24 protein-coding genes are annotated in these 22,960 nt (G+C 61.3%); 17 read left to right on the top strand and 7 right to left on the bottom strand.

Annotated elements, in window-relative coordinates:
- Positions 1–79 precede the first annotated feature (79 nt).
- Positions 80–1,324, top strand: a complete 1,245-nt coding sequence (locus tag ACSBQQ_RS14360; protein ID WP_060429241.1) for a pyridoxal-phosphate-dependent aminotransferase family protein — start codon at positions 80–82, stop codon at positions 1,322–1,324.
- Positions 1,321–2,574 (top strand): allantoate amidohydrolase, encoded by a 1,254-nt coding sequence (hpxK, locus tag ACSBQQ_RS14355; protein ID WP_039567064.1) that lies wholly within the window; start codon positions 1,321–1,323, stop codon positions 2,572–2,574. Before ACSBQQ_RS14360 ends, hpxK begins: the two co-directional genes overlap by 4 nt.
- On the opposite strand, the gene ACSBQQ_RS14350 is transcribed toward hpxK, so the two are convergent.
- Together ACSBQQ_RS14350 and ACSBQQ_RS14345 are read right to left on the bottom strand one after the other, a co-directional pair.
- Positions 2,566–3,339 (bottom strand): amidohydrolase, encoded by a 774-nt coding sequence (locus ACSBQQ_RS14350; protein ID WP_039567063.1) that lies wholly within the window; start codon positions 3,337–3,339, stop codon positions 2,566–2,568. The genes hpxK and ACSBQQ_RS14350 overlap by 9 nt on opposite strands.
- The gene (locus ACSBQQ_RS14345; RefSeq protein ID WP_039567062.1) at positions 3,327–4,487 is read right to left on the bottom strand and encodes a pyridoxal phosphate-dependent aminotransferase; all 1,161 of its coding nucleotides are present in this window, start codon (positions 4,485–4,487) and stop codon (positions 3,327–3,329) included. Before ACSBQQ_RS14345 ends, ACSBQQ_RS14350 begins: the two co-directional genes overlap by 13 nt.
- 164 nt (positions 4,488–4,651) lie before the next feature.
- On the opposite strand from ACSBQQ_RS14345, the gene ACSBQQ_RS14340 reads away from it, so the two are divergent.
- The 3 genes from ACSBQQ_RS14340 to ACSBQQ_RS14330 are packed head-to-tail and all read left to right on the top strand — an operon-like array spanning position 4,652 to position 6,491.
- A complete protein-coding gene (locus tag ACSBQQ_RS14340; protein WP_060426275.1) occupies positions 4,652–5,266 on the top strand; it encodes a methylthioribulose 1-phosphate dehydratase in 615 nt (204 codons plus the stop codon).
- Positions 5,263–5,952 (top strand): acireductone synthase, encoded by a 690-nt coding sequence (gene mtnC, locus ACSBQQ_RS14335; protein ID WP_033653343.1) that lies wholly within the window; start codon positions 5,263–5,265, stop codon positions 5,950–5,952. Before ACSBQQ_RS14340 ends, mtnC begins: the two co-directional genes overlap by 4 nt.
- Positions 5,949–6,491: a 1,2-dihydroxy-3-keto-5-methylthiopentene dioxygenase gene (locus ACSBQQ_RS14330; RefSeq protein ID WP_033649920.1), complete on the top strand. Its 543-nt coding sequence runs from the start codon at positions 5,949–5,951 to the stop codon at positions 6,489–6,491. Before mtnC ends, ACSBQQ_RS14330 begins: the two co-directional genes overlap by 4 nt.
- Before the next feature lie 17 nt (positions 6,492–6,508).
- On the opposite strand, the gene mtnA is transcribed toward ACSBQQ_RS14330, so the two are convergent.
- Entirely contained in the window at positions 6,509–7,537 is a 1,029-nt protein-coding gene (gene mtnA, locus ACSBQQ_RS14325; RefSeq protein ID WP_033649921.1) for an S-methyl-5-thioribose-1-phosphate isomerase, read from the bottom strand.
- Positions 7,538–7,683: 146 nt separating this feature from the next.
- Here mtnA and mtnK point away from each other — a divergent pair, with 146 nt between their 5' ends.
- Positions 7,684–8,883 carry an S-methyl-5-thioribose kinase gene (gene mtnK / locus ACSBQQ_RS14320; RefSeq protein ID WP_033649922.1) on the top strand — a complete coding sequence of 400 codons (1,200 nt, stop codon included), beginning with the start codon at positions 7,684–7,686 and terminating at the stop codon, positions 8,881–8,883.
- Positions 8,884–8,956: 73 nt separating this feature from the next.
- Here the strand turns inward: mtnK and ACSBQQ_RS14315 are convergent, their stop codons facing one another.
- Together ACSBQQ_RS14315 and fadE are read right to left on the bottom strand one after the other, a co-directional pair.
- Complete coding sequence (locus tag ACSBQQ_RS14315) at positions 8,957–9,109, bottom strand: Hok/Gef family protein (protein WP_004930217.1); 153 nt, start codon at positions 9,107–9,109, stop codon at positions 8,957–8,959.
- A 290-nt stretch (positions 9,110–9,399) separates the two neighbouring features.
- Positions 9,400–11,856 (bottom strand): acyl-CoA dehydrogenase FadE, encoded by a 2,457-nt coding sequence (gene fadE / locus ACSBQQ_RS14310; RefSeq protein WP_033649924.1) that lies wholly within the window; start codon positions 11,854–11,856, stop codon positions 9,400–9,402.
- Between the two features lie 246 nt (positions 11,857–12,102).
- Between fadE and lpcA the strand changes: the two genes are divergently transcribed.
- Together lpcA and ACSBQQ_RS14300 are read left to right on the top strand one after the other, a co-directional pair.
- Complete coding sequence (gene lpcA, locus ACSBQQ_RS14305) at positions 12,103–12,684, top strand: D-sedoheptulose 7-phosphate isomerase (RefSeq protein WP_004930220.1); 582 nt, start codon at positions 12,103–12,105, stop codon at positions 12,682–12,684.
- Positions 12,685–12,781: 97 nt separating this feature from the next.
- Positions 12,782–13,585, top strand: coding sequence for a class II glutamine amidotransferase (locus ACSBQQ_RS14300; RefSeq protein ID WP_019454310.1), 804 nt, complete (start codon positions 12,782–12,784; stop codon positions 13,583–13,585).
- On the opposite strand, the gene dpaA is transcribed toward ACSBQQ_RS14300, so the two are convergent.
- A complete protein-coding gene (gene dpaA / locus ACSBQQ_RS14295) occupies positions 13,520–14,290 on the bottom strand; it encodes a peptidoglycan meso-diaminopimelic acid protein amidase (RefSeq protein WP_033637205.1) in 771 nt (256 codons plus the stop codon). The genes ACSBQQ_RS14300 and dpaA overlap by 66 nt on opposite strands.
- 552 nt (positions 14,291–14,842) lie before the next feature.
- On the opposite strand from dpaA, the gene ACSBQQ_RS14290 reads away from it, so the two are divergent.
- Genes ACSBQQ_RS14290 through nqrM form a run of 8 tightly spaced genes read left to right on the top strand, consistent with a single transcriptional unit; the run spans position 14,843 to position 21,952 of the window.
- Positions 14,843–16,192 (top strand): Na(+)-translocating NADH-quinone reductase subunit A, encoded by a 1,350-nt coding sequence (locus ACSBQQ_RS14290; RefSeq protein ID WP_039567060.1) that lies wholly within the window; start codon positions 14,843–14,845, stop codon positions 16,190–16,192.
- Positions 16,193–16,195: 3 nt separating this feature from the next.
- Positions 16,196–17,437, top strand: a complete 1,242-nt coding sequence (locus ACSBQQ_RS14285; protein WP_033637208.1) for an NADH:ubiquinone reductase (Na(+)-transporting) subunit B — start codon at positions 16,196–16,198, stop codon at positions 17,435–17,437.
- Entirely contained in the window at positions 17,427–18,221 is a 795-nt protein-coding gene (locus ACSBQQ_RS14280; RefSeq protein WP_015376731.1) for a Na(+)-translocating NADH-quinone reductase subunit C, read from the top strand. Before ACSBQQ_RS14285 ends, ACSBQQ_RS14280 begins: the two co-directional genes overlap by 11 nt.
- Positions 18,214–18,843: an NADH:ubiquinone reductase (Na(+)-transporting) subunit D gene (locus ACSBQQ_RS14275; protein ID WP_033653338.1), complete on the top strand. Its 630-nt coding sequence runs from the start codon at positions 18,214–18,216 to the stop codon at positions 18,841–18,843. The genes ACSBQQ_RS14280 and ACSBQQ_RS14275 overlap by 8 nt, the downstream gene beginning before the upstream one ends.
- Positions 18,844–18,849: 6 nt before the next feature.
- The gene (gene nqrE / locus ACSBQQ_RS14270; protein ID WP_004930235.1) at positions 18,850–19,446 is read left to right on the top strand and encodes an NADH:ubiquinone reductase (Na(+)-transporting) subunit E; all 597 of its coding nucleotides are present in this window, start codon (positions 18,850–18,852) and stop codon (positions 19,444–19,446) included.
- A gap of 15 nt (positions 19,447–19,461) precedes the next feature.
- Entirely contained in the window at positions 19,462–20,685 is a 1,224-nt protein-coding gene (gene nqrF, locus ACSBQQ_RS14265) for an NADH:ubiquinone reductase (Na(+)-transporting) subunit F (RefSeq protein WP_039567058.1), read from the top strand.
- Positions 20,686–21,717 (top strand): FAD:protein FMN transferase, encoded by a 1,032-nt coding sequence (locus ACSBQQ_RS14260; RefSeq protein WP_060426278.1) that lies wholly within the window; start codon positions 20,686–20,688, stop codon positions 21,715–21,717. It abuts the gene before it with no gap.
- Positions 21,718–21,724: 7 nt separating this feature from the next.
- A complete protein-coding gene (nqrM, locus tag ACSBQQ_RS14255; RefSeq protein ID WP_060429227.1) occupies positions 21,725–21,952 on the top strand; it encodes a (Na+)-NQR maturation NqrM in 228 nt (75 codons plus the stop codon).
- A gap of 33 nt (positions 21,953–21,985) precedes the next feature.
- On the opposite strand, the gene ACSBQQ_RS14250 is transcribed toward nqrM, so the two are convergent.
- Entirely contained in the window at positions 21,986–22,207 is a 222-nt protein-coding gene (locus ACSBQQ_RS14250; protein WP_033649930.1) for a hypothetical protein, read from the bottom strand.
- A 216-nt stretch (positions 22,208–22,423) separates the two neighbouring features.
- Between ACSBQQ_RS14250 and ACSBQQ_RS14245 the strand changes: the two genes are divergently transcribed.
- The gene (locus tag ACSBQQ_RS14245) at positions 22,424–22,957 is read left to right on the top strand and encodes a hypothetical protein (RefSeq protein WP_033649931.1); all 534 of its coding nucleotides are present in this window, start codon (positions 22,424–22,426) and stop codon (positions 22,955–22,957) included.
- The last annotated feature ends 3 nt before the right edge of the window (positions 22,958–22,960 follow it).

Genomic DNA, 22,960 nt, shown 5'->3' with positions numbered 1-22,960 from the left:
GGCTGTTGGGCAGCAAACAAACGTCATGTCGACGCTGACGGCATAACTCAATAACTTACTAAGCTGACAGGGAATGAACATGTTGGATATCTCGCAATTCGATCAGATTAACCCGCCGGCACGCCTGCTGATGGGGCCGGGGCCGATCAACGCCGATCCGCGCGTGCTGCGCGCCATGTCGAGCCAGCTGATCGGCCAGTACGATCCGGCGATGACCGGTTACATGAATCAGGTTATGGCGCTGTATCGTGCGCTGTTCCGCACCGAAAACCGCTGGACGATGCTGGTGGACGGCACCTCGCGCGCCGGTATCGAGGCGCTGCTGGTTTCCGCCATTCGGCCGGGCGATAAGGTGCTGGTGCCGGTCTTCGGCCGTTTCGGGCATCTGCTGTGCGAGATTGCCCGCCGCTGCCGCGCCGAGGTGCACACGATTGAGGCGCCGTGGGGCGAGGTGTTCAGCGCCGATCGCATCGAAGACGCGATTAAGCGAGTGCGCCCGCGCCTGCTGCTGACGGTGCAGGGCGACACCTCCACCACCATGCTGCAGCCGCTGGATGAGCTGGGCGATATCTGCCGCCGCCACGGCGTGTTGTTCTACACCGATGCGACGGCTTCCTTCGGCGGCAATCCGCTGGAGACCGATGCCTGGGGACTGGATGCGGTCTCCGCCGGGCTGCAGAAGTGCCTGGGCGGCCCCTCCGGCAGTTCGCCGGTCACCCTCAGCCCGCAGTTTGAAGAGGCGGTGCGCCGCCGTAAATGCGTGGAGGCGGGGATCCGCACCGCCGAGCATGCCGACGGCGACGACGAGATGATTTACTCCAACTATTTCGACATCGGCATGATCATGGATTATTGGGGACCGGAACGCCTGAATCACCATACCGAAGCCACCAGCATGCTGTTCGCAGCGCGCGAATGTGCGCGGGTGATCCTTGAAGAAGGGCTGGATCAGGCCATCGCCCGCCACCGGCTGCATGGCGCGGCGATGCTGGCGGGCATCCGGGGCATGGGGCTGGCGGTGTTCGGCGATCTCGAACACCGCATGAATAACGTGCTCGGCGTGATGATCCCGCCGCAGGTGCACGGCGAACAGGTGCGGCAGATGATGCTGAACGACTTTGGCATCGAAATCGGCACCTCGTTCGGCCCGCTGCAGGGCAAGATCTGGCGCATCGGCACCATGGGCTACAACGCGCGCAAGGATTGCGTGCTGCAAACCCTGGCGGCGCTGGAGGCGGTGTTGAACCGTCTCGACTTCGCCAGCAAGCAGGGCGAGGCGTTGCAGGCCGCCTGGAACGTTTATGACGCAGGCAAGCGTGGATGACGCCGCTGGAGGCGCAGCAGGCTGCCGCACGGGTGATGGCGCGCTGTGACGAGCTGGCGGCGATCAGCGCGGAGCCCGGTAAATTGACGCGTCTTTATCTGTCTGCGGAACATCGGCGCGCCAACGCTCTGGTGGGTGAATGGATGCGCGAGAGTGGCATGCAGGTTTGGCAGGACAGCGTCGGTAATATCTGCGGCCGTTATGAAGGGCTCACGCCCGCTGCCCCTGCGCTGCTGCTCGGTTCGCATCTGGACACGGTGCGCAATGCCGGGCGCTATGACGGCATGCTCGGCGTGCTCACGGCGCTGGAAACGGTGACGCACTATTACCGCCAGGGGCGCCGTTTGCCGCTGGCGCTGGAGGTGATCGGTTTTGCCGACGAAGAGGGCGCGCGCTTTGGCGTCACGCTGCTCGGCAGCCGCGGGCTGACCGGCCAATGGCCGCAGGAGTGGCTGGCGCAGACGGATGCCGACGGGGTGAGCATCGCGCAGGCCATGCGCGACTTTGGGCTGGATCCGGCGGCGATCGCACAGGCGCGTCGCGCGCCAAACGAAATTCGCGCCTATCTCGAATTGCATATCGAACAGGGGCCGTGCCTGGAGGCAGCCGACCTGGCGCTGGGCGTGGTGACGGCGATCAATGGCGCGCGCCGGCTTACCTGCACTTTCAGCGGTGAAGCGGGCCACGCCGGCACGGTGCCTATGGTGCAGCGCAAAGACGCGTTGGCGGCCGCGGCGGAATGGATAACGGCGGTCGAAACTCTGACCCGCGCCGCCGATCCGCATTTGGTGGCCACCGTGGGGTGTATTGAATGCCTGCCGGGCGCGGTCAACGTGATCCCCGGCGAAGTGCGATTGACGCTCGACGTGCGCGGCCCGCAGGATGCACAACTGGCGGCGCTGTTGACGGCGTTGCTGGCGCAGGCGCAGGCGATCTGCGCGCGCCGCGGCGTGCGCTTCGCCAGCGAGGAGTTTTACCGCATTGACGCCACCGCCTGCGATAGCGAGCTGCAGCAATGCTGGCAGGCGGCCGTCGAGCAGGTACAGGGGCGGAGCCTGGCGCTGCCGAGCGGCGCCGGGCACGACGCCATCGCCGTGGCGGCGCACTGGCCGGTCGGCATGCTGTTCGTGCGTTGCGCCGGCGGCGTCAGCCATCATCCGGCCGAAGCGGTGCGGCAGGCGGACGTGGCGCTGGCGATCCAGGCCTATTGCCTGACGATCGCCGGCTGGGAAAAGGGGGAGTCAGTCTAAACGCAGAAAGCTGTCGGCGTCGCGCCAGGCCGGGAAGGCGCTGCGGTAACTCTGCAGGGTTTCCAGCGACAGCTCGGCGTCCAGCCGCGTGGCCGCGCCTGGCTCCGCATCCGCCAGGATCTCGCCCTGAGGGCTGATGATCAGGCTGTCGCCGCTGTAGCTCAGGCCGTTGGGATCGTCGCCCACCCGGTTGCAGCCCGCCACATACACCTGGTTTTCAATCGCCCGCGCCGCCAGCAGCGTTTGCCAATGGTGACTGCGCGGCGCCGGCCAGTTGGCGACGTATAGCGCCAGATCGTAATCCTGCTGATAGCGCGCCCAAACCGGGAAACGCAGGTCGTAGCAGATCTGCGGCAGGATGCGCCAGCCGCGCCATTCGAAGATTTCACGCCGGTTGCCGGCCCGGTAGTGCAGGTGTTCGCCGGCCATGCGGAACAGGTGGCGTTTGTCATAGGCATGCACCTGGCCACCCGGCTCCACCAGCAGGAAACGGTTGACCGCGCCCTCGTCGGTTTTCAGCGCCACGCTGCCGCCGATTAACGCGTGGCTTTTCACCGCCCAACCGTGCAGCCAGTCGATCACCTGCTGTTCGGGCAGGGCGCTCTCGCCGGCATCCATGGCGAAGCCGGTGGTGAACATCTCCGGCAAGACGATGAGATCGCGGCCGACGATCGGCGCCAGCAACGCGTCGAAGGCGGCCAGATTGGCGAGGCCGTCGCGCCAGACCAAAGGTTGCTGCAACAGGGTAATTTTTAAAGTCGACATAACCGCTCCGCAGCTGCATCCAGCGTGGCGTCCTGTTTAGCGAAGCACAGCCGGATCAATTTATGGGGGAAAGGATCGGCACAGAAGACCGACAGCGGAATGGCCGCCACGCCCACGTGCTCGGTTAACCAATGGCAGAACGCCACATCGTCCAGATCGGAGATGGCGCCGTAGTCCGCCAGCAAGAAGTATGTACCCGCGCAGGGTAAAATTTCCAGTCGGCTGCTCGCCAGCGCCTGCACAAAGCGGTCGCGTTTGGCGCGATAGAACGCCGGCAGCTGTCGCCAGTGCTCCGGCTCGGCGCGCAGGCTATCCGCCAGCGCCAGCTGGGCCGGGGTATTGACCGAAAAGGTCAGGTATTGATGCACTTTGCGCACCTCGGCGCTCAGCGCGGCGGGTGCCACGCAATAGCCCACTTTCCAACCGGTCATGTGGAAGGTTTTACCGAAAGAGGACACCGCGATCGCGCGCTGGCGCAGCTGCGGGTGGGCCAGCACGCTGGCGTGCCCGCCTTTGGCGAAGCAGATGTGTTCGTAAACCTCGTCGCTGAGCACGTAGATTTCGCGTTCGGCGATAGCGTGCCACAGCTGCTGCATGTCTTCCGCCTGCCAGGCGGTGGCGGACGGGTTGTGCGGCGTGTTGACGATCACCAGGCGGGTGCGCGGCGACAGCGCGGCGGCGAACGCTGGCCAATCCACGGCAAACGCGGGCGGCTGCAGGGCAATGCGTTTGAGTATGCCGCCGGCCAACGTCACCGCCGGCGCATAGCTGTCGTAGCTGGGATCGAAACAGACCACCTCGTCGCCGGGGCGCACCAGCGCGCTGATGGCGGCGAACAGCGCTTCGGTGGCGCCGGCGGTGACGGTCACTTCGCTGCCGGCGTCCGGCTGCCAGCCATACAGCTCGGCGGTTTTGTCGGCGATGGCTTCGCGCAGCGGCGCCACGCCGGTCATCGGCGCATATTGGTTGGCGCCCTGGGCGACGTGCCAGGCCAAGCGTTCTTTCAGGTAGTCCGGGCCGTCGAAATCGGGGAAGCCCTGCGACAGGTTGATCGCCTGGTGCTGCTGCGCCAGCGCGCTCATCTGGGTAAAGATGGTGGTGCCCAGCGAGGGCAGTTTGCTTTCGGGAATCAATGCGGAAGTGCTCATAGCGGGTGAATACTCCTGGCGCTTATATTGCCGTCAATATAACACGATGCTAGTATTTGGCAATCAAGACGCTTAGATGGCTAAATGCGAAAAAGTGCTTAGCCCGCCACGCGGCAGGCCAAGCCTCATCTGCCGGCCGCCTTACCGAACGGGAAACGATAATAATGACGGAGAATCCGCAACTTACCGCATTGCTGGCGGCCTGCCACTGGATTGGCGACAAAGGCTGGTGCCCGGCGACCGGCGGCAACATGTCGCTGCGCCTGGACGAACGTCAGTGCCTGGTCACCGAGTCCGGCAAAGACAAGGGCAGCCTGAGCGCCGCCGATTTTCTGCGGGTGGATATTGCCGACAATCATGTGCCGAGCGGCCGCACGCCGTCGGCGGAGACTGGGCTGCATACGCTGCTCTATCGCCTGTCTGCGCATATCGGCGCGGTGCTGCATACCCATTCCGTCAACGCTACCGTCCTGTCGCGGGTGGAACGCGGCGATGCGCTGGTGCTGCAGGGGTACGAAATGCAGAAGTCGCTGGCCGGCCAGCGCAGCCACCTGGACAGCGTGGCGATCCCCATTTTCGACAACGATCAGGATATCCCTCGGCTGGCGGCGCGCGTGGCGGTCTATGCCGAGGCCACGCCGCTGCAATACGGCTTTCTGGTACGCGGCCACGGTCTGTATTGCTGGGGAAGCCAGGTGGCGGAAGCTCGCCGCCATCTTGAAGGGCTGGAATTCTTGTTCCAGTGTGAACTGCAACGCCGCTTACTGGAGGCGAAATGATCCGCGCCATCGTGACTGATATTGAAGGCACCACCAGCGATATTCGCTTCGTGCATCAGGTACTGTTTCCTTACGCCCGCGAACGGCTGGCGGATTTTGTGCGCCGCCATGCCGCTGAGAGCGAAGTCGCCGCTCCGCTGGCGGCGCTGCGCGCTGAAATTGGCCAACCGCAGGCCGATCTCGACGTGCTGATCGCCGCGCTGTACCGCTTTATGGATGAAGACCGCAAATCCACCGCACTCAAGGCGCTGCAGGGCATCATCTGGCGCAGCGGCTACCGCGAGGGTGATTTCCGCGGGCATCTGTATCCGGAAGTCGCCGGGCAGTTGGCCGCCTGGCAGCGGCAAGGGGTGAAGCTCTACGTCTATTCCTCCGGTTCGGTGGAGGCGCAGAAGCTGCTGTTCGGCCACAGCGACGCGGGCGATCTGCAGCCGCTGTTCAGTGGCTATTTCGATACGCACGTCGGCGCCAAGCGTGAAACCGCGTCGTACCGCAACATCGCGCAGGCTATCGGCATCGCGCCCGACGAGCTGCTGTTTTTGTCCGACATCCGCCAGGAGCTGGATGCGGCGCAGGCCGCCGGCTGGCATACCTGCCAGCTGATCCGCGATGAGGCGGACGTGCAGAGCCGACATCCGCAGGTTAACCGTTTTGATCGCATCGATTTAGGGGAGTTCGTCTCATGAGTGGATTGACCATTTTCAGCGATACAGCGCCGCAGCAACCGCTGTGGCAGAGCCGTGATGCGCAGGAGATCCAGCGGCAGTTGGCGCAGATCGGCGTGCGCTTTGAGCGCTGGCAGGCGGATCGCGAGCTGGGCGACAATCCGCAGCCGGAGGCGGTGATCGCGGCCTACCAGCATGAGATCGACCGGCTGGTGGCGGAAAAGGGTTACCAGAGCTGGGACGTGATCAGCATGCGGCCGGACCATGAACAGCGCCAGGCGCTGCGTGAAAAATTCCTGTCCGAACATACGCACGGCGAAGATGAAGTACGCTTTTTCGTCGAAGGCGCAGGGCTGTTTTGCCTGCATCTGGACGGCAAGATCTTCCAGATCCTGTGCGAAAAGAACGATCTGATCTCGGTGCCGGCCAACATCCGGCACTGGTTCGATATGGGATCGGCCCCGCATTTCACCGCGATCCGGGTGTTCGACAACCCGGAAGGCTGGGTGGCGCATTTCACCGGCGACAAGATCGCCGATGCTTATCCGCGTTTGGACTGAGTGCCGATGGGCGGGCGTTAACCCAACGCCCGCTGGAAAATCCCCGCTTCAACCTGCTGCGGCGTAATCACGCCGCTGTCGAATATCCATCCGCTGATGAGCTTCGCCGGCGTGACGTCGAACGCCGGATTGTAGACCGGCGCATCGTTCGGCGCCCACTGGCAGGCGCCGAAGCTACCTGAAACGCCGGTGACTTCGGCCGCCGCGCGCTGCTCGATCGGGATGGCTGCGCCGTCCGGGCAGTGCGGATCGTGGGTGGTGTGCGGGGCGGCCACGTAGAACGGGATGCCGTGATAGTGCGCCAGCACCGCCAAGCTGTAGGTGCCAATCTTGTTGGCGACGTCGCCGTTGGCGGCGATGCGATCCGCGCCGACCCATACCGCATCGACCTGGCCCTGCGCCATCAGGCTGGCGGCCATCGAATCGCAGATCAGGCGATAGGGAATGCCCAGCTCGCCCAATTCCCAGGCGGTCAGACGGCCGCCCTGCAGCAGCGGCCGGGTTTCATCGACCCATACCTGTTGCACTTTGCCCTGCCGGTGGGCGCGCAGCAGCACGCCGATGGCGGTGCCGACGCCGGCGGTGGCCAATCCGCCGGTATTGCAGTGGGTCAGCAGGCGGCTGCCGGGCTTGACCAGCCCAGCGCCGTGATCGGCGATGCGATCGCACAATCGGCGATCTTCTTCCACCAACCGCAGCGCTTCGTTCACCATCGCCGGCGCCCAGTCAGGCTCCGCCAGCGCCAGCTTCATGCGATCCAGATTATTCATCAGGTTGACCGCCGTCGGGCGGGCGGCGCGCAGCGTGTGCAGCGCCTGTTCCAGCTCGGCGCGCGGCAGACCGCGTTCCGCCAGCAGCGCCAGCAGCAGGCTGGCGGACAGCCCGATCAGCGGCGCGCCGCGCACCCGCAGGCTGTGAATGTGCCCGACCAGTTCCTCCACGCTGTCGCAGGCGCGCCACCGCTTTTCCTGCGGCAGGGCTTGCTGATCGAGGATCCAAAGGCGGTTGTCCTGCAGGGTCAAGCTGGTGGTGTTAAGCGCTTGCATCGGCGGTTAATTCCTTGTTGCGTGGTTATTGCATCTGAAACGCTATTCTGCCAACATGACTTCCAGATGTATAGACGTCCAAATGCTTTTACGTCTAAATAAACAGAATCGCTGGGGTCAGTGAGAGAGAACAGAGGGGTTGGGGAATGTCGCTTTATCGTACGTTTACGGCTGCCGATGCCGTTGAATATGCCCGCCAATACGGGCAGGTGGCCGATCCGCAGGCGCTGGTGAGCGCCGACGAGATCGGTGACGGCAACCTGAACCTGGTGTTCAAGATCCGCGATCGCGAAGGCGTGAGCCGGGTGATCGTCAAACAGGCGCTGCCCTACGTGCGCTGCGTGGGCGAATCCTGGCCGCTGACGCTGGATCGGGCGCGCATCGAAGCGGAAACGCTGCGGGTTCACGGCGGTTTCTGCCCGCGGCATACGGTAAAAGTCTTGCATCACGATCCCGAATTGGCGGTGATGGTGCAGGAAGATCTCTCCGATCATCGCATCTGGCGCAGTGAGCTGGTGCAGGGCAACTATCACCCGCTGGCGGCCGGGCAGTTGGCGGAATACCTGGCGCAGACGCTGTTCCACACCTCCGATTTTTATCAGTCGGCGCAGCAGAAGAAGGCGGAGGTCAGACGTTTCACTAACCCCGAACTGTGCCAGATCACCGAAGACCTGTTCTTTACCGATCCCTATACCGACCATGAGCGCAATCAGTTCGAGGTGGCGCTGTTGCCGCAGGTGCAGGCGCTGCGCGAGGATGCGCCGCTGAAGTTGGCGGTCGCCGGCCTGAAACATCGCTTCCTCAGCAAGGCGGAGGCGCTGTTGCACGGCGATATTCACAGCGGTTCGATCTTCGTGGCGGAAGGCCGGTTGAAAGCGATCGACGCCGAATTCGGCTTCTACGGCCCGATCGGTTTCGATATCGGTACTGCGTTAGGCAACCTGCTGCTCAACTATTGCGGGCTGCCGGGGCTGTTCGGGCCGCGCGACGCCGCCGCCGGGCGCGAGCAGCGCCTGCAGGATGTGCGCGAGCTGTGGCTGATCTTCGCCGATCGCTTTTTGGCGTTGTGCCATCAGCAAAGCCGGGATGCGGCGCTGGCGACGCCGGGTTACGCCGAGCTGTTCCTGCAACAGGTCTGGACCGATGCGGTCGGGTACTGCGGCACCGAACTGATTCGGCGCACCATCGGCCTGGCGCACGTCGCCGATCTGGACAGCATCGCCGACGCCGATATGCGCCTCGACTGTCAGCGCCATGCGCTGGGATTGGGGCGCACGCTGATCGTCAATGCGCCGCAGATCGAGCATATTGACGCGCTGTTGGCGCGCATTCGTCAGCAGGGCTGAAAAGGCGGGTGCTCGTGGATCTTGCCTGACACCATCAGCCAACGGGCGGGGCGAACCCCGCCGTTGGGTTGCCTTACCGTTCGGATTCGTAAGCCAAAGTGGCCGCAACCTCCGAGTCTCCCAGCCTGATGCGCAGTTCGCACAGCGAACCGCGGGTTAGCCAGATGAACGCGATCAGCGTCATACAGACGATCACCAGCTTAAGTACGACCCGTTTTTGCTGCATTTTTGACCTCCCTATCCTTGCCTTGCGGCGGGTAAGAGGCTAACCTGATGTTGTTGGGCATCAGAGTGGCCTCGGGTTGATAATATCGACTCGGGGCCTTTCTCTTTCTCTCCTTTGCCAAGGCTCCGGACAGAAAGATCCAGAGCACCCGCTGCGCAGTCTACTCGAACTTCCTTCCCGTGAAATCCGCCGCTGCGCCAACCTGCGGCGCGGTGCGCAGTTTGTCATGAAAGCAAAAGAAAAAGGGGCGATGATGATCGCCCCTTGGATGCGTGAAGTTCGAATTGGCGCTAAGCCGCTTCGGTCTGCTGTTGGCGCTTAGACTGCGCCGCCGGCTTTTCCGGCTTGGCGGCCGCCAGCGCATCCGGCGCAAAGTCGTCCACGTTGATGGAGCGCAGGCGGCTCTCTTCGGCTTTCACCAGAATTCTCGCTTCATCGGCGCTGATCTTGCCTTCTTCCAGCGCGCGCTCCGCCAAACGATCCAGGCGGGTGAACGGCAGATTTTTGCCGGCCGCCTTGCACAGACGCTCGTGAATCGGCTCGGCGGCCATCACGTCGGCCAGCGCCGCTTCCAGCAGGCCGATTGGGTTATGCTCGCTCGGCGTCAGGTACTGACCGCGCCCCAGACGGCTGCGGGTGGCGGAAGGCACCTGCAGGATCTTGGCCAACTGGTGATCCAGACGGTCGGACGGTGCGGTATGCACGCGGCCAAACGGGAAGACCACGAAGCGCAGCGCGCCGGCGATAAAGCGGTTCGGGAAGTTGCGCAGCAGGTCATCCAGCGCCTGTTCGGCTTTATGCAGGCTGTCTTGCACGCCCCAATGCACCAGCGGCAGATCTTCTTTCTGACGGCCTTCGTCGTCAAAGCGTTTCAGCACGGCGGAAGCCAAATACATCTGGCTGAGGATGTCCCCCAGGCGAGCGGAGATGCGCTCGCGGCGCTTCAGGCTGCCGCCCAGCACGCCCATGGAAACGTCCGACAGCAACGCCAGGTTGGCGCTCAGGCGGTTCAACTGCTGATAGTAACGACGGGTCGCGTCCTTGGTCGGCGTGGCGCTGGTGCGGCCGTTGGTCAGGCCCAGCCAGAAGCTGCGTACCTTGTTGCTGCCGACGTGGCCCAGATGGCCGAACAGCGATTTATCGAAGGCGTTCAGATCGTTGCTCTGCGCCGCCGCCATTTCATCCAGCACATAAGGATGGCAGCGGATCGCGCCCTGGCCGAAGATCATCATGGTGCGGGTCAGGATGTTCGCGCCTTCCACCGTGATGGCGATCGGTGCGCCCTGATAGGCGCGAGCCAGGAAGTTGGATTCGCCCAGCATGATGCCTTTACCGCCGGCGATGTCCATGGCGTCAACGATCGACTGCTGGCCGCGGTGCGTACAGTGGTATTTGACGATGGCCGACAGCACGGCCGGCTTCTCGCCCTGCACCAGCGCATAGGTGATCAGCGAAGCGGCGGCGTCCATCACATAGGTGTTGCCGGCGATGCGCGCCAACGGCTCTTCGATGCCTTCCATCTTGCCGATGGAGATCTTGAACTGACGGCGAATGTGCGCGTAGGCGCCGGTCGCCAGGGCGATGGATTTCAGGCTGCCGGTAGAGTTGGACGGCAGGGTGATACCGCGACCTACCGACAGACACTCAACCAGCATCCGCCAGCCCTGGCCGGCCATTTTCGGGCCGCCGATAATGTAATCGATCGGGACGAACACGTCGGTGCCGCGGGTCGGGCCGTTCTGGAACGGCACGTTCAGCGGGAAGTGGCGGTTGCCGATTTCCACGCCCGGCGTGCTGGTCGGGATCAGCGCGCAGGTGATGCCCGGGGATTCGTTGTCGCTCAGCAGGCGGTTCGGGTCATGCAGTTTGAACGCCAGGCCCAGTACGGTGGCGACCGGCGCCAGCGTGATGTAGCGCTTGTTCCAGGTCAGGCGCATGCCCAGCACCTGCTTGCCTTGCCATTCGCCCATGCACACGGTGCCCACGTCCGGAATGGCGCCGGCATCGGAACCCGCTTCCGGGCTGGTCAGCGCGAAGCAAGGGATCTCGTCGCCGCGCGCCAGGCCCGGCAGATAGTGGTTTTTCTGTTCTTCGGTACCGTAGTGCTGCAGCAGTTCGCCCGGGCCGAGGGAGTTCGGCACGCCGACGGTGATCGCCAGGATGCCGGAAACGCCGGCCAGTTTTTGCAGCACCATCGCCTGAGCATAAGGAGAGAATTCCAGACCGCCGTACTCTTTCTTGATGATCATCGCGAAGAAACGGTGTTCTTTCAGGTATGCCCAGAGTTCAGGCGGCAGATCGGCCAGTTCGTGGGTGATCTGGAAGTCGTTGGCCATGCGGCAGGCTTCTTCCACCGGGCCGTCGATAAACGCCTGCTCTTCTTCCGTCAGGCGCGGTTTCGGGTAGCTGTGCAGCTTGTTCCAGTCCGGCGCGCCGCGGAACAGATCGCCTTCCCACCAGGTGGTGCCGGCGTCGATCGCTTCCTTCTCGGTGGTGGACATCGGCGGCATCACCTTGCGGAAGGCGCGCAGCGCCGGCGCGGAGAGCAGGGAACGGCGCACAGAGGAAAGGTTCAGCGGCAGCAGCACGATAGCCAGCGGCAGCAACAGCCAGAAGCTCCACAGGCCGATCGCACCCATGGCGGCGGTGTACGCCACCAGGATCAGGCTGCTGAGGGTAAGGTTCACTCGGTGGTAGAACACCACGCCGAGGAGAGCCAAGAAAACGACGATACTAAGAACCATCATAAGAAGCTCCGAAGTAGTAAGAGGTCTGACCTGTTGTGTGTATGTAATAGGTTTTAGTACAAGGCAGAATTTTTATCAATGCGTTTACAGTTTAATTACAACTCAGGTCACAAACTGACAGCACCAATCATCAAAAACCTCTCCGCTTCCTTAACCGGCGCGCTGTTTGGCTGAGAATGCTTCTCGCTGTTTCCGCGATCCGGTACACTGCGGAGCGGAAGATTTGACGATAACAAGAGGTTCCTCATGTACCACGACCTTATTCGCAGTGAACTGAACGAAGCGGCTGATACCCTGGCGAAATTTATCAATGACGACGCCAACATCGACGCCATCCAACGCGCCGCGGTGCTGCTGGCGGATTCCTTCAAAGCCGGCGGTAAAGTGATTTCCTGCGGCAACGGCGGATCCCATTGCGACGCGATGCACTTCGCCGAAGAGCTGACCGGCCGCTACCGTGAAAACCGCCCGGGCTACCCGGCGATTGCCATCTCGGACGTGAGTCACCTGTCCTGCGTCAGCAACGACTTCGGCTATGAGTACGTGTTCTCTCGCTATGTGGAAGCGGTAGGCCGTGAAGGCGACGTGCTGCTGGGCATTTCCACCTCCGGCAACTCCGGCAACATCATCAAGGCCATCGACGCGGCGCGCGCCAAGGGGATGAAAGTGATCACCCTGACCGGCAAGGACGGTGGCAAGATGGCGGGCTCCGCCGATGTGGAAATTCGCGTGCCGCACTTCGGCTACGCCGACCGCATTCAGGAAATCCACATTAAAGCGATTCACATCTTGATTCAGCTGATCGAAAAAGAGATGGTTAAGGCTTGATAGCCTGCGGGGAGCTGCGGCTCCCCATGAATAAGACGGCGGGCGCCGCATGCTGCGCCCGCACAGCCTGTGTCAGTGTGGTTAAGGAGTGCTGGCGATGTGTGAACTGCTCGGGATGAGCGCAAACGTACCGACCGATATCTGCTTCAGCTTTACCGGCCTGGTACAGCGCGGCGGCCGCACCGGGCCGCATAAGGATGGCTGGGGCATTACCTTCTATGAAGGGAACGGCTGCCGCACATTCAAGGATCCGCAGCCGAGCTTCAACTCGCCGATCGCCCGCCTGGTGCAGGACTATCCGATCAAGTCCTGCGCGGTGGTGTCCCATATTCGCCAGGCCAATCGCGGCGAAGTGGCGCTGGAAAACACCCACCCGTTCACCCGCGAACTGTGGGGCCGCAACTGGACCTACGCGCACAACGGCCAATTGAAAGGCTATCGTCAGCTGGATACCGGCACGTTTCGCCCGGTCGGCCAGACCGACAGCGAATACGCGTTCTGCTGGCTGCTGCATCAGCTGGCGCTGAAATACCCGCGCACCCCGAGCCAATGGCCGGCGGTTTTCCGCTATATCGGCCTGTTGGCGAGCCAGCTGCGCAAGAAGGGGGTGTTCAACATGCTGTTGTCGGACGGGCGCTTCGTGATGGCCTATTGTTCCACCAACCTGTATTGGATCACGCGCCGCGCGCCGTTCGGCAAGGCGACGCTGCTCGATCAGGACGTGGAAATCGATTTTCAGCAGCAGACCACACCGAACGATGTGGTCACGGTGATCGCCACCCAACCGCTGACCGCCAACGAAACCTGGCACAAGATTGAGCCAGGCGAGTTCGCGTTATTTCACTTCGGTGAGCGGCTTGTTCTGAGCGAAGGGATTGGTGTTGGGCGTCGGGCTGGCTGACGCGTACTGCGTCATCATGCCGCCGCTGCTCATCAGCGGTTGACCCAAGACGTACTGGCCATTGACCACGCCCATTGTCGGCGGCTGGTGGTTCTTCGCGAAGTAATCGTAGCCCGGCTTCAGCTGGCGCCAGAAGGCGATATAGCTGGATGACGCATGGCGCTTGAGGTTTTGCTCGGTCATGCGGAACGGGTAAATGCTGATGTTGACGCGGCTTTGGCCATAGGCGAAGGCGGCTTCGACGTAGCGATAGATCTCGTCCATATAGGTGTTGGTCATCGCGTAACAGCCAATCGATTTACATTCGCCGTGGATCATCAGATAAGCGCCGGAATAGCCCTGCGATTTATCGTAATCATTAGGGAAACCGATATTGATCGCCCGATAATACTTGCTGTCGGGTTTCAGATGGCGCGCGTCAACGCTATAAAAGCCTTCCGGACTTTTAAAGTCGCCTTCACGGCGTTTAGGACCCAGCCCGCCGGAGAAATTACAGATCGGGAACGTGTTGACCAGGCGGAATTCATTGCCCATTTTGGCATACAATTCCAGCTTGCGTTCCTCTTTGAAGATCTGAATATAGACCGGCGAACCCAATAATTGCTGTTTAACTACCGGCGCTTCGGGTACCTGCTCGCTGGCGCTGCAGGCCGTGATCATCGGCATAGAAACAAGCATCGCAAACAACAGCGCGATTTTGCTCATTATTATTCCTGCTTATATTTATTTGCCGGCGCAATGACGTTGGTCGGCATGCCACTGATATTGTTTTTACTGCTGCAAAACACCGCCAGATTACCAGCGCGTTTATTTTTAGCAATACGTGATATGTATAAAAAAACGACAAAGCTCGATAAAAGTGAAATGACCGGCAGATTTTAACGATAAGTAGTGAAAAACAGGCGAAATTTAATTGCGTTTGCTTGACCCAAGTCACGACGGAACGCAGAACAATGTTGCGAACAATGTTAATATTCCCCCTTCAATTTAACGCGCTGTGGCGATTGAAGCGGCAGGAGTTATGGCATATAACCCGGCCATTTTGATGGTTATTTGGCTACAGGCCGTTAACATATCGACCGTCGCGCTAACAACGGAAAGGGGGAATCAAGGGAATGCGCGTTACCCCAGTTTTTCACTGCGAGAAAGTTCATGTTGGGCGTGCCGCCATGCGCACTGCCCGGCAATCCTGGCATCGTCAGCACCCGCCTCTGGGGCCGGGCAGACGTGTAAACCAAACTACATCGTATAAATCCTATGATTAAGATCAGAAAAGGGTTAGATCTGCCGATAGCCGGAGCCCCGGTTCAGGCGATCCAAGACGGCCCGAACATTCAGCATGTTGCCCTGCTTGGGGAAGAGTATGTCGGAATGCGTCCCTCCATGCTGGTGCAGGAAGGCGATACCGTTAAGAAAGGCCAGGCGTTGTTCGAAGATAAGAAAAACCCCGGGGTTTTCTTCACGGCTCCCGCCAGCGGCCGCATCGCCGCGATTAACCGCGGCGAGCGGCGCGTATTGCAATCGGTGGTGATTGCGCTGGAAAACGGCGGCGATGACCAGCTCGAGTTTGCGCATTACCCGCTGGGTGAACTGGCCCAGTTGCCACGCGAACAGGTCGAGAGCGAACTGATCGCCAGCGGCCTGTGGACCGCGCTGCGCACCCGCCCGTTCAGCAAAACGCCGAGCCCCGGCAGCGAACCGCGCGCCATTTTCGTCACCGCGATGGATACCCGGCCGTTGGCCGCCGATCCGCAGGTGATCATCGCCGAGCAGCAGGCGGCGTTCAACGCCGGGCTGGTGGTGTTGGCGCGCCTGACGGCGGGCAAGGTGCACGTATGCCACGCCGCCGGCGCCTCCGTTGGCCAGCAGAGCGGCCCGCAGATCGCCTACAGCGAATTCGCCGGCCCGCATCCCGCCGGGCTGGTGGGCACCCACATTCACTTCCTCGAACCGGTCAGCCTGAAGAAAACCGTTTGGCACATCGGCTATCAGGACGTCATCGCCATCGGCACGCTGTTCACCACCGGTCAGCTCGATACCCGCCGGGTCGTGGCGCTGGCCGGGCCGCAGGTGGCGCAGCCGGCGCTGCTGCGCACCCGCCTGGGGGCCAGCCTCGATGAGCTGACCGCCGGCCGCCTGAAAAACGGCGAGAATCGGGTGATCTCAGGTTCGGTGCTGAACGGCATGCACGCCACCGGGCCGAACGCCTGGCTCGGCCGCTTCCACTCGCAGGTGTCGGTGCTGGAAGAAGGGCGCGACAAAGAGCTGTTCGGTTGGATCGTGCCTTCGCCGAACAAGTTCTCCATTACCCGCACCACGCTGGGCCACTTCCTGAAGAACAAACTGTTCGCCTTCTCGACCACCACTAACGGCGGCGAACGCGCCATGGTGCCGATCGGCAACTACGAGCGGGTGATGCCGCTGGATATTTTGCCGACGCTGCTGCTGCGCGATCTGCTGGCGGGCGACAGCGACAGCGCGCAGGCGCTGGGCTGTCTGGAGCTGGACGAGGAAGATCTGGCGCTGTGCACCTTCGTTTGCCCCGGCAAGTATGAGTACGCGCCGGTGCTGCGCGAGGTGCTGACCAAGATTGAGCAGGAAGGATAACCGATGGGCCTGAAGAATTATTTTGAGAAGATAGAGCATCACTTCACGCCGGGCGGCAAACTGGAAAAGTGGTACCCGCTGTATGAAGCGACTACCACGGTGTTTTACACCCCCGGCACGGTGACGCGCGGCGCTTCGCACGTGCGCGACGCCATCGATTTGAAACGCATGATGATCCTGGTGTGGCTGGCGGTGTTCCCGGCGATGTTCTGGGGCATGTACAACGTCGGCCAACAGGCGATCCCGGCGCTGCACCATCTGTACAGCGGCGACGAGCTGCAACAGGTGCTGGCGGGCGACTGGCATTATCGCCTGGCGCAGTGGCTCGGCGCCTCTCTGGCGGCCGACGCCGGCTGGGTCAGCAAGATGGTGCTGGGCGCCTGTTACTTCCTGCCGATCTACGCCGTGGTGTTTGTCGTCGGCGGCTTCTGGGAAGTGCTGTTCGCCATTATCCGCAAGCATGAGGTCAACGAAGGCTTCTTCGTCACCTCTATCCTGTTCGCGCTGATCGTGCCGCCGACCCTGCCGCTGTGGCAGGCCGCGCTGGGCATCACCTTCGGCGTGGTGGTGGCCAAAGAGATCTTCGGCGGCACCGGGCGCAACTTCCTCAACCCGGCGTTGGCCGGCCGCGCCTTCCTGTTCTTCGCCTACCCGGCGCAGATCTCCGGCGATCTGGTGTGGACTTCCGCGGACGGTTTCTCCGGCGCGACGCCGCTGGCGCAGTGGAGCGCAGGCGGGGCGCACAGCCTGAGCAACGTGGCCACCGGCCAGTCCATCAGCTGGATGGACGCCTTCCTCGGCAACATTCCCGGCTCCGTCGGTGAAGTCTCCACGCTGATGATCCTGATCGGCGGGGCGATTATCCTGTTCGGCCGCGTGGCTTCCTGGCGCATCGTCGCCGGCGTGATGCTCGGCATGGTGGCTTCCGCCCTGTTGTTCAACGCCATCGGTTCCGATACCAACCCGATGTTCGCCATGCCGTGGTACTGGCATCTGGTGCTGGGCGGTTTTGCCTTCGGCATGATCTTTATGGCGACCGACCCGGTTTCCGCCTCCTTCACCAACAAGGGGAAATGGTGGTACGGCATTCTGATCGGCGTGATGTGCGTGCTGATCCGGGTGGTCAACCCCGCCTATCCGGAAGGCATGATGCTGGCGATCCTGTTCGCCAACCTGTTCGCACCGCTGTTCGATTATCTGGTGGTGCAGGCCAACATCAAGCGGAGAAAAGCCCGTGGCGAATGAAGCGAAAAACGACGGCATCGGTAAAACGCTGCTGGTAGTGCTGCTGCTGTGTCTGGTGTGTTCAGTGGTGGTGGCGGGCTCCGCCGTCGGCCTGAAGTCCAAACAGCAGGAGCAAAAGCTGCTCGACAAGCAGCGCAATATTCTCGACGTAGCCGGCCTGTTGCAGCCGAAAATGGAGAGCGAGCAGGTCAAGCGCCTGTACAGCGAGCGCATCGAACCGCGCCTGGTGGATCTGAACAGCGGCGAGTTTGTCGCCGGCAAGGCGGCGGCGTTCGATCTGGGCGCCGCGCTGCGCGACGACGCCAAAAGCGTGGCGCTGGCGGCGGGCGACGATCCGGCCGGCATCAAGCGCCGCAGCAACCAGGCGGAAATCTACCTGGTGCGCGACGAAAGCGGCCAGGTGAACAAGATTGTGCTGCCGGTATACGGCACCGGTCTGTGGTCGATGATGTACGCCTTCGTGGCGCTGGATAACGACGGCAACACGGTCAAGGGCATCACCTACTACGACCAGGGGGAAACCCCGGGGCTGGGCGGCGAGGTCGAGAACCCGTCCTGGCGGCAGCAGTGGGTCGGCAAACAGCTGTTCGACGACAACGGCCAGCCGGCGATCCGCGTGGTGAAAGGCGGCGCGCGTCAGGGGGATGTGCATGGGGTGGACGGCCTGTCCGGCGCCACGCTGACCTCCAACGGCGTGCAGCATACGTTTGATTTCTGGTTGGGCGAGCACGGCTTCGGCCCGTTCCTGAAAAAAGTTCGTGAAGGAGCGCTGAAAAATGGCTGATTCCAAAGAGATAAAGCGGGTCCTGCTGGGGCCGCTGTTCGACAATAACCCGATCGCCCTGCAGGTGTTGGGCGTCTGTTCTGCGTTGGCGGTGACCACCAAGCTGGAGACGGCGGTGGTGATGACCATTGCGGTGACGCTGGTCACGGCGTTCTCCAGCTTCTTCATCTCGCTGATCCGTCACCATATTCCCAACAGCGTGCGCATTATCGTGCAGATGGCGATCATCGCCTCGCTGGTGATCGTGGTCGATCAGCTGCTGCGCGCCTACGCGTTCGAGATCTCCAAGCAGCTGTCGGTGTTCGTAGGCCTCATCATCACCAACTGTATCGTGATGGGGCGCGCCGAGGCTTACGCCATGAAGTCGCCGCCGATCGAGAGCTTTATGGACGGCATCGGCAACGGGCTGGGCTACGGGGTGATCCTGGTGCTGGTCGGTTTCCTGCGCGAGCTGATTGGCTCCGGCAAGCTGTTCGGCGTCCCGGTGCTGGAAACGGTGCAGAACGGCGGCTGGTTCCAGCCGAACGGCCTGTTCCTGCTGGCGCCGAGCGCGTTCTTCATCATCGGCCTGCTGATCTGGGTGCTGCGCACCCTGAAGCCGGCGCAGATCGAAAAGGAGTAAAGGCCGATGGAACACTATATCAGCCTGTTTGTGCGCGCGGTGTTCGTCGAGAACATGGCGCTGGCGTTCTTCCTCGGGATGTGTACCTTCCTGGCGGTCTCGAAGAAGGTCTCGACCGCCTTTGGCCTGGGCATCGCGGTGACCATCGTGCTCGGCATTTCGGTGCCGGTGAACAACCTGGTCTACAACCTGATCCTGCGCGACGGCGCGCTGGTGGAAGGCGTCGATCTGAGCTTCCTCAACTTCATCACCTTTATCGGCGTGATCGCGGCGCTGGTGCAGATTTTGGAGATGATCCTCGATCGCTTCTTCCCATCGCTGTATAACGCGCTCGGCATCTTCCTGCCGCTCATCACCGTGAACTGCGCCATCTTCGGCGGCGTGTCCTTCATGGTGCAGCGCGACTACAACTTCGCCGAATCGGTGGTGTACGGCTTCGGCTCCGGCACCGGCTGGATGCTGGCGATCGTCGCCATGGCGGGGATCCGCGAGAAACTCAAGTATGCCAACGTGCCGGCGGGACTGCGCGGCCTGGGCATTACCTTTATCACCACCGGACTGATGGCGCTGGGCTTCATGTCCTTCTCCGGTGTTCAGTTGTAAAGGCGGGAAGAATTTATGGAAATTATTTTAGGCGTAGCAATGTTCACCACCATCGTGATGGTGCTGGTGTTGCTGATCCTGTTCGCCAAATCGAAGCTGGTGAACACCGGCGACATCGCGGTGGAGATCAACGGCGATTTGGATAAGAGCTTCCATGCGCCGGCGGGCGACAAGCTGCTCAACGTGCTCTCCAGCCAGGGGATCTTCGTCTCCTCGGCCTGCGGCGGCGGCGGTTCCTGCGGCCAGTGCCGGGTGGTGATCAAAGAGGGCGGCGGCGATATCCTGCCGACCGAGCTCTCGCACATCAACAAGCGCGAAGCGAAAGAGGGTTGCCGCCTGGCGTGCCAGGTGAACGTGAAGCAGAACCTGAAGATCGAGCTGCCGGAAGAGATCTTCGGCGTGAAGAAATGGGAGTGCGAGGTTATCTCCAACGATAACAAAGCTACCTTTATCAAAGAGCTGAAGCTGAAGATCCCGGATGGTGAAGACGTGCCGTTCCGCGCGGGCGGCTTCATCCAGATCGAAGCCCCGGCGCACGACATCAGCTACGCCGACTTCGACGTGCCGCAGGAGTATCGCGGCGACTGGGACAAGTTCAACCTGTTCCGCTACCGCTCGACGGTGAACGACACCACGGTGCGCGCCTACTCGATGGCCAACTACCCGGAAGAGAAGGGCATCATCATGCTCAACGTGCGTATCGCCACGCCGCCGCCGAACAACCCGGACGTGCCGCCGGGCATCATGTCTTCCTATATCTGGTCGCTGAAGCCGGGTGACAAGGTGACCATCTCCGGGCCGTTCGGCGAATTCTTCGCCAAGGAGACCGACGCCGAAATGATCTTCATCGGCGGCGGCGCGGGCATGGCGCCGATGCGTTCGCACATCTTCGATCAGCTCAAACGCCTGAACTCGAAGCGCAAGATCACCTTCTGGTACGGCGCGCGTTCGCTGCGCGAGATGTTCTATGAAGACGACTTCAACCAGCTGCAGGCGGAGAACGACAACTTCACCTGGCACGTGGCGCTGTCGGATCCGCAGCCGGAAGATAACTGGACCGGTTACACCGGCTTTATCCATAATGTTCTGCTGGAGAACTATCTGAGGAATCACCCGGCGCCGGAGGACTGCGAGTTTTACATGTGCGGGCCGCCGATGATGAACGCCGCGGTGATCAAGATGCTCAAAGATCTGGGCGTCGAAGACGAGAACATCATGCTGGATGACTTTGGTGGCTAAATGCGCGCATTGGCGATGAAGAACTGGCTGACGGGCGTGGCGCTGAGCGCCACCCTGCTGCTGACCGGCTGCGGGCCGGAGCAGGTGGATCTGACGGGTAAAACCATGGGCACCTCGTATTCGATCCGTTACGTGGCCGGCGACGATACGCCGTCGGCGCGCGAGATGCAGGCGGAGATCGACAAACGGCTGGAGCAGGTGAACGACCAGATGTCCACCTACCGGCCGGACTCCGAGCTGAGCCGCTTCAACGCCAGCCGCGACATTGACCGGCCGTTCCCGGTTTCGCCGGCGACCGCCGAGGTGGTGCGCGAAGCGCTGCGCATCAACCGCGTGACCGATGGCGCGCTGGACGTGACCGTAGGGCCGCTGGTCAATCTGTGGGGCTTCGGCCCGGAAGGGCGGCCGGATAAAGTGCCGAGCGAGGCGGAGCTGGCGCACCGCCGCGCCTGGACCGGTGCCGACAAACTGGCGGTGCAGGGCAGCGCGCTGGTGAAAAGCATCCCCGAGCTGTATGTCGACCTGTCGTCGATCGCCAAAGGATACGGCGTGGACGTGGTGGCGGAGTATCTGCAATCGCAACACGTGCAAAATTACATGGTGGATATCGGCGGTGAAGTCCGCACCCGCGGGCGCAACGGCGAGCAAAAGCCGTGGCGCATCGCCATCGAGCGCCCGACCGCCGGTGCGCAGCAGCAGGCGCAGTTGGTGATCCAGCCAGGGGAGATGTCGATCGCCACCTCGGGTGACTATCGCAACTACTTCGAGCAGGACGGGGTGCGCTATTCGCACACCATCGATCCGATCACCGGCCGGCCGATCAACCACCGCCTGGTGTCGATCACCGTACTGAGCCCGACCTGTATGACCGCCGACGGCCTGTCCACCGGCCTGAACGTGATGGGGCCGGAGCGCGGCCTGGCGCTGGCCAATCTGCTCGGTATCCCGGTGTTCATGATCGTGAAAACCGCCGACGGGTTTGAGGAGCGTTATTCGGACGCGTTCAAACCCTACCTGAAAAAGAGTTCGTGAGGTTGCTATGCTGACGGTATTCGCCGCCACCTTCGTGTTGTTCCTGCTGATCGTCTGTGGGATGTCGCTGGGCTACGTGTTCAAACGTAAAAGCCTGCAGGGCAGCTGCGGCGGCATCACCGCATTGGGGATGGAGAAAGTCTGCGACTGCCCGGAACCTTGCGATGCGCGTAAAAAGCGCGAAGCCAAAGCGGCGCAGCGGCGCGAGCAGTTGGACAAGCACCGCATTCTGTAGCTGTAGCGAAAACCCGGCCTTGGCCGGGTTTTTTTATTTGGGGGAGGTATTTGATTTTGAATAGGTCAAGTTGCCGAGTGAACCTCCCACGAAACAGCACAACACTAAGCCAATCGCCAGCAACTCGAAGTTAGCCGACATCTGATCCTCGCCCTCAACGTGGCCAATAATCCAGTCTGAGAGAAAGGGAAAAGCCAGGAGCATGAGGCCGATACCTATTATCGCACCGGCAATAATTGCTGCTATCCGTTTCATATCACCTGCCAGAACCAGACTTCTTTTGATTTAAAGAAATCGCTAAAACGCCCATCGTAATCTTTAATCTTGCTCAGGATTAAATCGTAAGGTTGATACATCTCTCATTGTAGAATCATTCGGATCTTCCTGATAATTCTCAGCAGGTTAGTCTATTGACTCGGTTGGTTAAAATATCGTCTTATTAGGTTTCTTTTGGATTCAGGGAGTTCCAGGATGGGACAACAACAAGAAAGGATAAAACGGGCGTTAACGGTGGGTGAAATTAATTTGGCCCGTTCGGTGTTTGGCCGTTCAGTTTTCTATGAGAAGGTGTATGTCCACTGCGATAGCTATCTGCCGTTTGGATTGCAAGCCAGCAGAACGGCCATGGCGCCCAACGGAGAAATCTGGTTTAGACAAGCTTTGTATAAGGCTGACTTTTCCACGGCCGCCGCAGGTTTCCAGCATGTATTTATCCACGAAATGAGCCATGTCTGGCAGCATCAAAAAGGCATGTGGGTGAGAATCCGAGGGCTATTGAGTTGGGCTGCTGAATACAAATATCGACTCGATGGTAAACAGCTGTTGCATAACTACTCTATGGAACAGCAGGCTTCAATCATCGCTGATTATTGGTTCCTGAAGAAGTATGGTTACACTATCTGGCTGGGGGCGATTAACAATGGCGTCAATTTTCAGGGTGTAACGGATAAAACGATCGCCAGAAAATACGAATATGCGCTTTCTCAGTTTTTTAAGCAGAGGTAACAG

Origin of the sequence: Serratia sp. G204Y (assembly GCF_051172435.1) — a bacterium.
GTDB classification, from domain to species: Bacteria; Pseudomonadota; Gammaproteobacteria; order Enterobacterales; family Enterobacteriaceae; genus Serratia; species Serratia sarumanii.
This window is presented reverse-complemented; position numbering and strand designations above follow the sequence as displayed.

Coding starts and splice junctions, on each gene's coding strand:
- ACSBQQ_RS14315 (WP_004930217.1), bottom strand. CDS start 9,109: ATGCAGCAAAAACGGGTCGTACTTAAGCTGGTGATCGTCTGTATGACG.
- ACSBQQ_RS14250 (WP_033649930.1), bottom strand. CDS start 22,207: ATGAAACGGATAGCAGCAATTATTGCCGGTGCGATAATAGGTATCGGC.
- ACSBQQ_RS14360 (WP_060429241.1), top strand. CDS start 80: ATGTTGGATATCTCGCAATTCGATCAGATTAACCCGCCGGCACGCCTG.
- fadE (WP_033649924.1), bottom strand. CDS start 11,856: ATGATGGTTCTTAGTATCGTCGTTTTCTTGGCTCTCCTCGGCGTGGTG.
- lpcA (WP_004930220.1), top strand. CDS start 12,103: ATGTACCACGACCTTATTCGCAGTGAACTGAACGAAGCGGCTGATACC.
- nqrM (WP_060429227.1), top strand. CDS start 21,725: ATGCTGACGGTATTCGCCGCCACCTTCGTGTTGTTCCTGCTGATCGTC.
- nqrF (WP_039567058.1), top strand. CDS start 19,462: ATGGAAATTATTTTAGGCGTAGCAATGTTCACCACCATCGTGATGGTG.
- ACSBQQ_RS14285 (WP_033637208.1), top strand. CDS start 16,196: ATGGGCCTGAAGAATTATTTTGAGAAGATAGAGCATCACTTCACGCCG.
- ACSBQQ_RS14330 (WP_033649920.1), top strand. CDS start 5,949: ATGAGTGGATTGACCATTTTCAGCGATACAGCGCCGCAGCAACCGCTG.
- ACSBQQ_RS14340 (WP_060426275.1), top strand. CDS start 4,652: ATGACGGAGAATCCGCAACTTACCGCATTGCTGGCGGCCTGCCACTGG.
- mtnA (WP_033649921.1), bottom strand. CDS start 7,537: ATGCAAGCGCTTAACACCACCAGCTTGACCCTGCAGGACAACCGCCTT.
- ACSBQQ_RS14290 (WP_039567060.1), top strand. CDS start 14,843: ATGATTAAGATCAGAAAAGGGTTAGATCTGCCGATAGCCGGAGCCCCG.
- ACSBQQ_RS14350 (WP_039567063.1), bottom strand. CDS start 3,339: ATGTCGACTTTAAAAATTACCCTGTTGCAGCAACCTTTGGTCTGGCGC.
- dpaA (WP_033637205.1), bottom strand. CDS start 14,290: ATGAGCAAAATCGCGCTGTTGTTTGCGATGCTTGTTTCTATGCCGATG.
- hpxK (WP_039567064.1), top strand. CDS start 1,321: ATGACGCCGCTGGAGGCGCAGCAGGCTGCCGCACGGGTGATGGCGCGC.
- nqrE (WP_004930235.1), top strand. CDS start 18,850: ATGGAACACTATATCAGCCTGTTTGTGCGCGCGGTGTTCGTCGAGAAC.
- ACSBQQ_RS14245 (WP_033649931.1), top strand. CDS start 22,424: ATGGGACAACAACAAGAAAGGATAAAACGGGCGTTAACGGTGGGTGAA.
- ACSBQQ_RS14260 (WP_060426278.1), top strand. CDS start 20,686: ATGCGCGCATTGGCGATGAAGAACTGGCTGACGGGCGTGGCGCTGAGC.
- mtnC (WP_033653343.1), top strand. CDS start 5,263: ATGATCCGCGCCATCGTGACTGATATTGAAGGCACCACCAGCGATATT.
- ACSBQQ_RS14275 (WP_033653338.1), top strand. CDS start 18,214: ATGGCTGATTCCAAAGAGATAAAGCGGGTCCTGCTGGGGCCGCTGTTC.
- ACSBQQ_RS14345 (WP_039567062.1), bottom strand. CDS start 4,487: ATGAGCACTTCCGCATTGATTCCCGAAAGCAAACTGCCCTCGCTGGGC.
- mtnK (WP_033649922.1), top strand. CDS start 7,684: ATGTCGCTTTATCGTACGTTTACGGCTGCCGATGCCGTTGAATATGCC.
- ACSBQQ_RS14300 (WP_019454310.1), top strand. CDS start 12,782: ATGTGTGAACTGCTCGGGATGAGCGCAAACGTACCGACCGATATCTGC.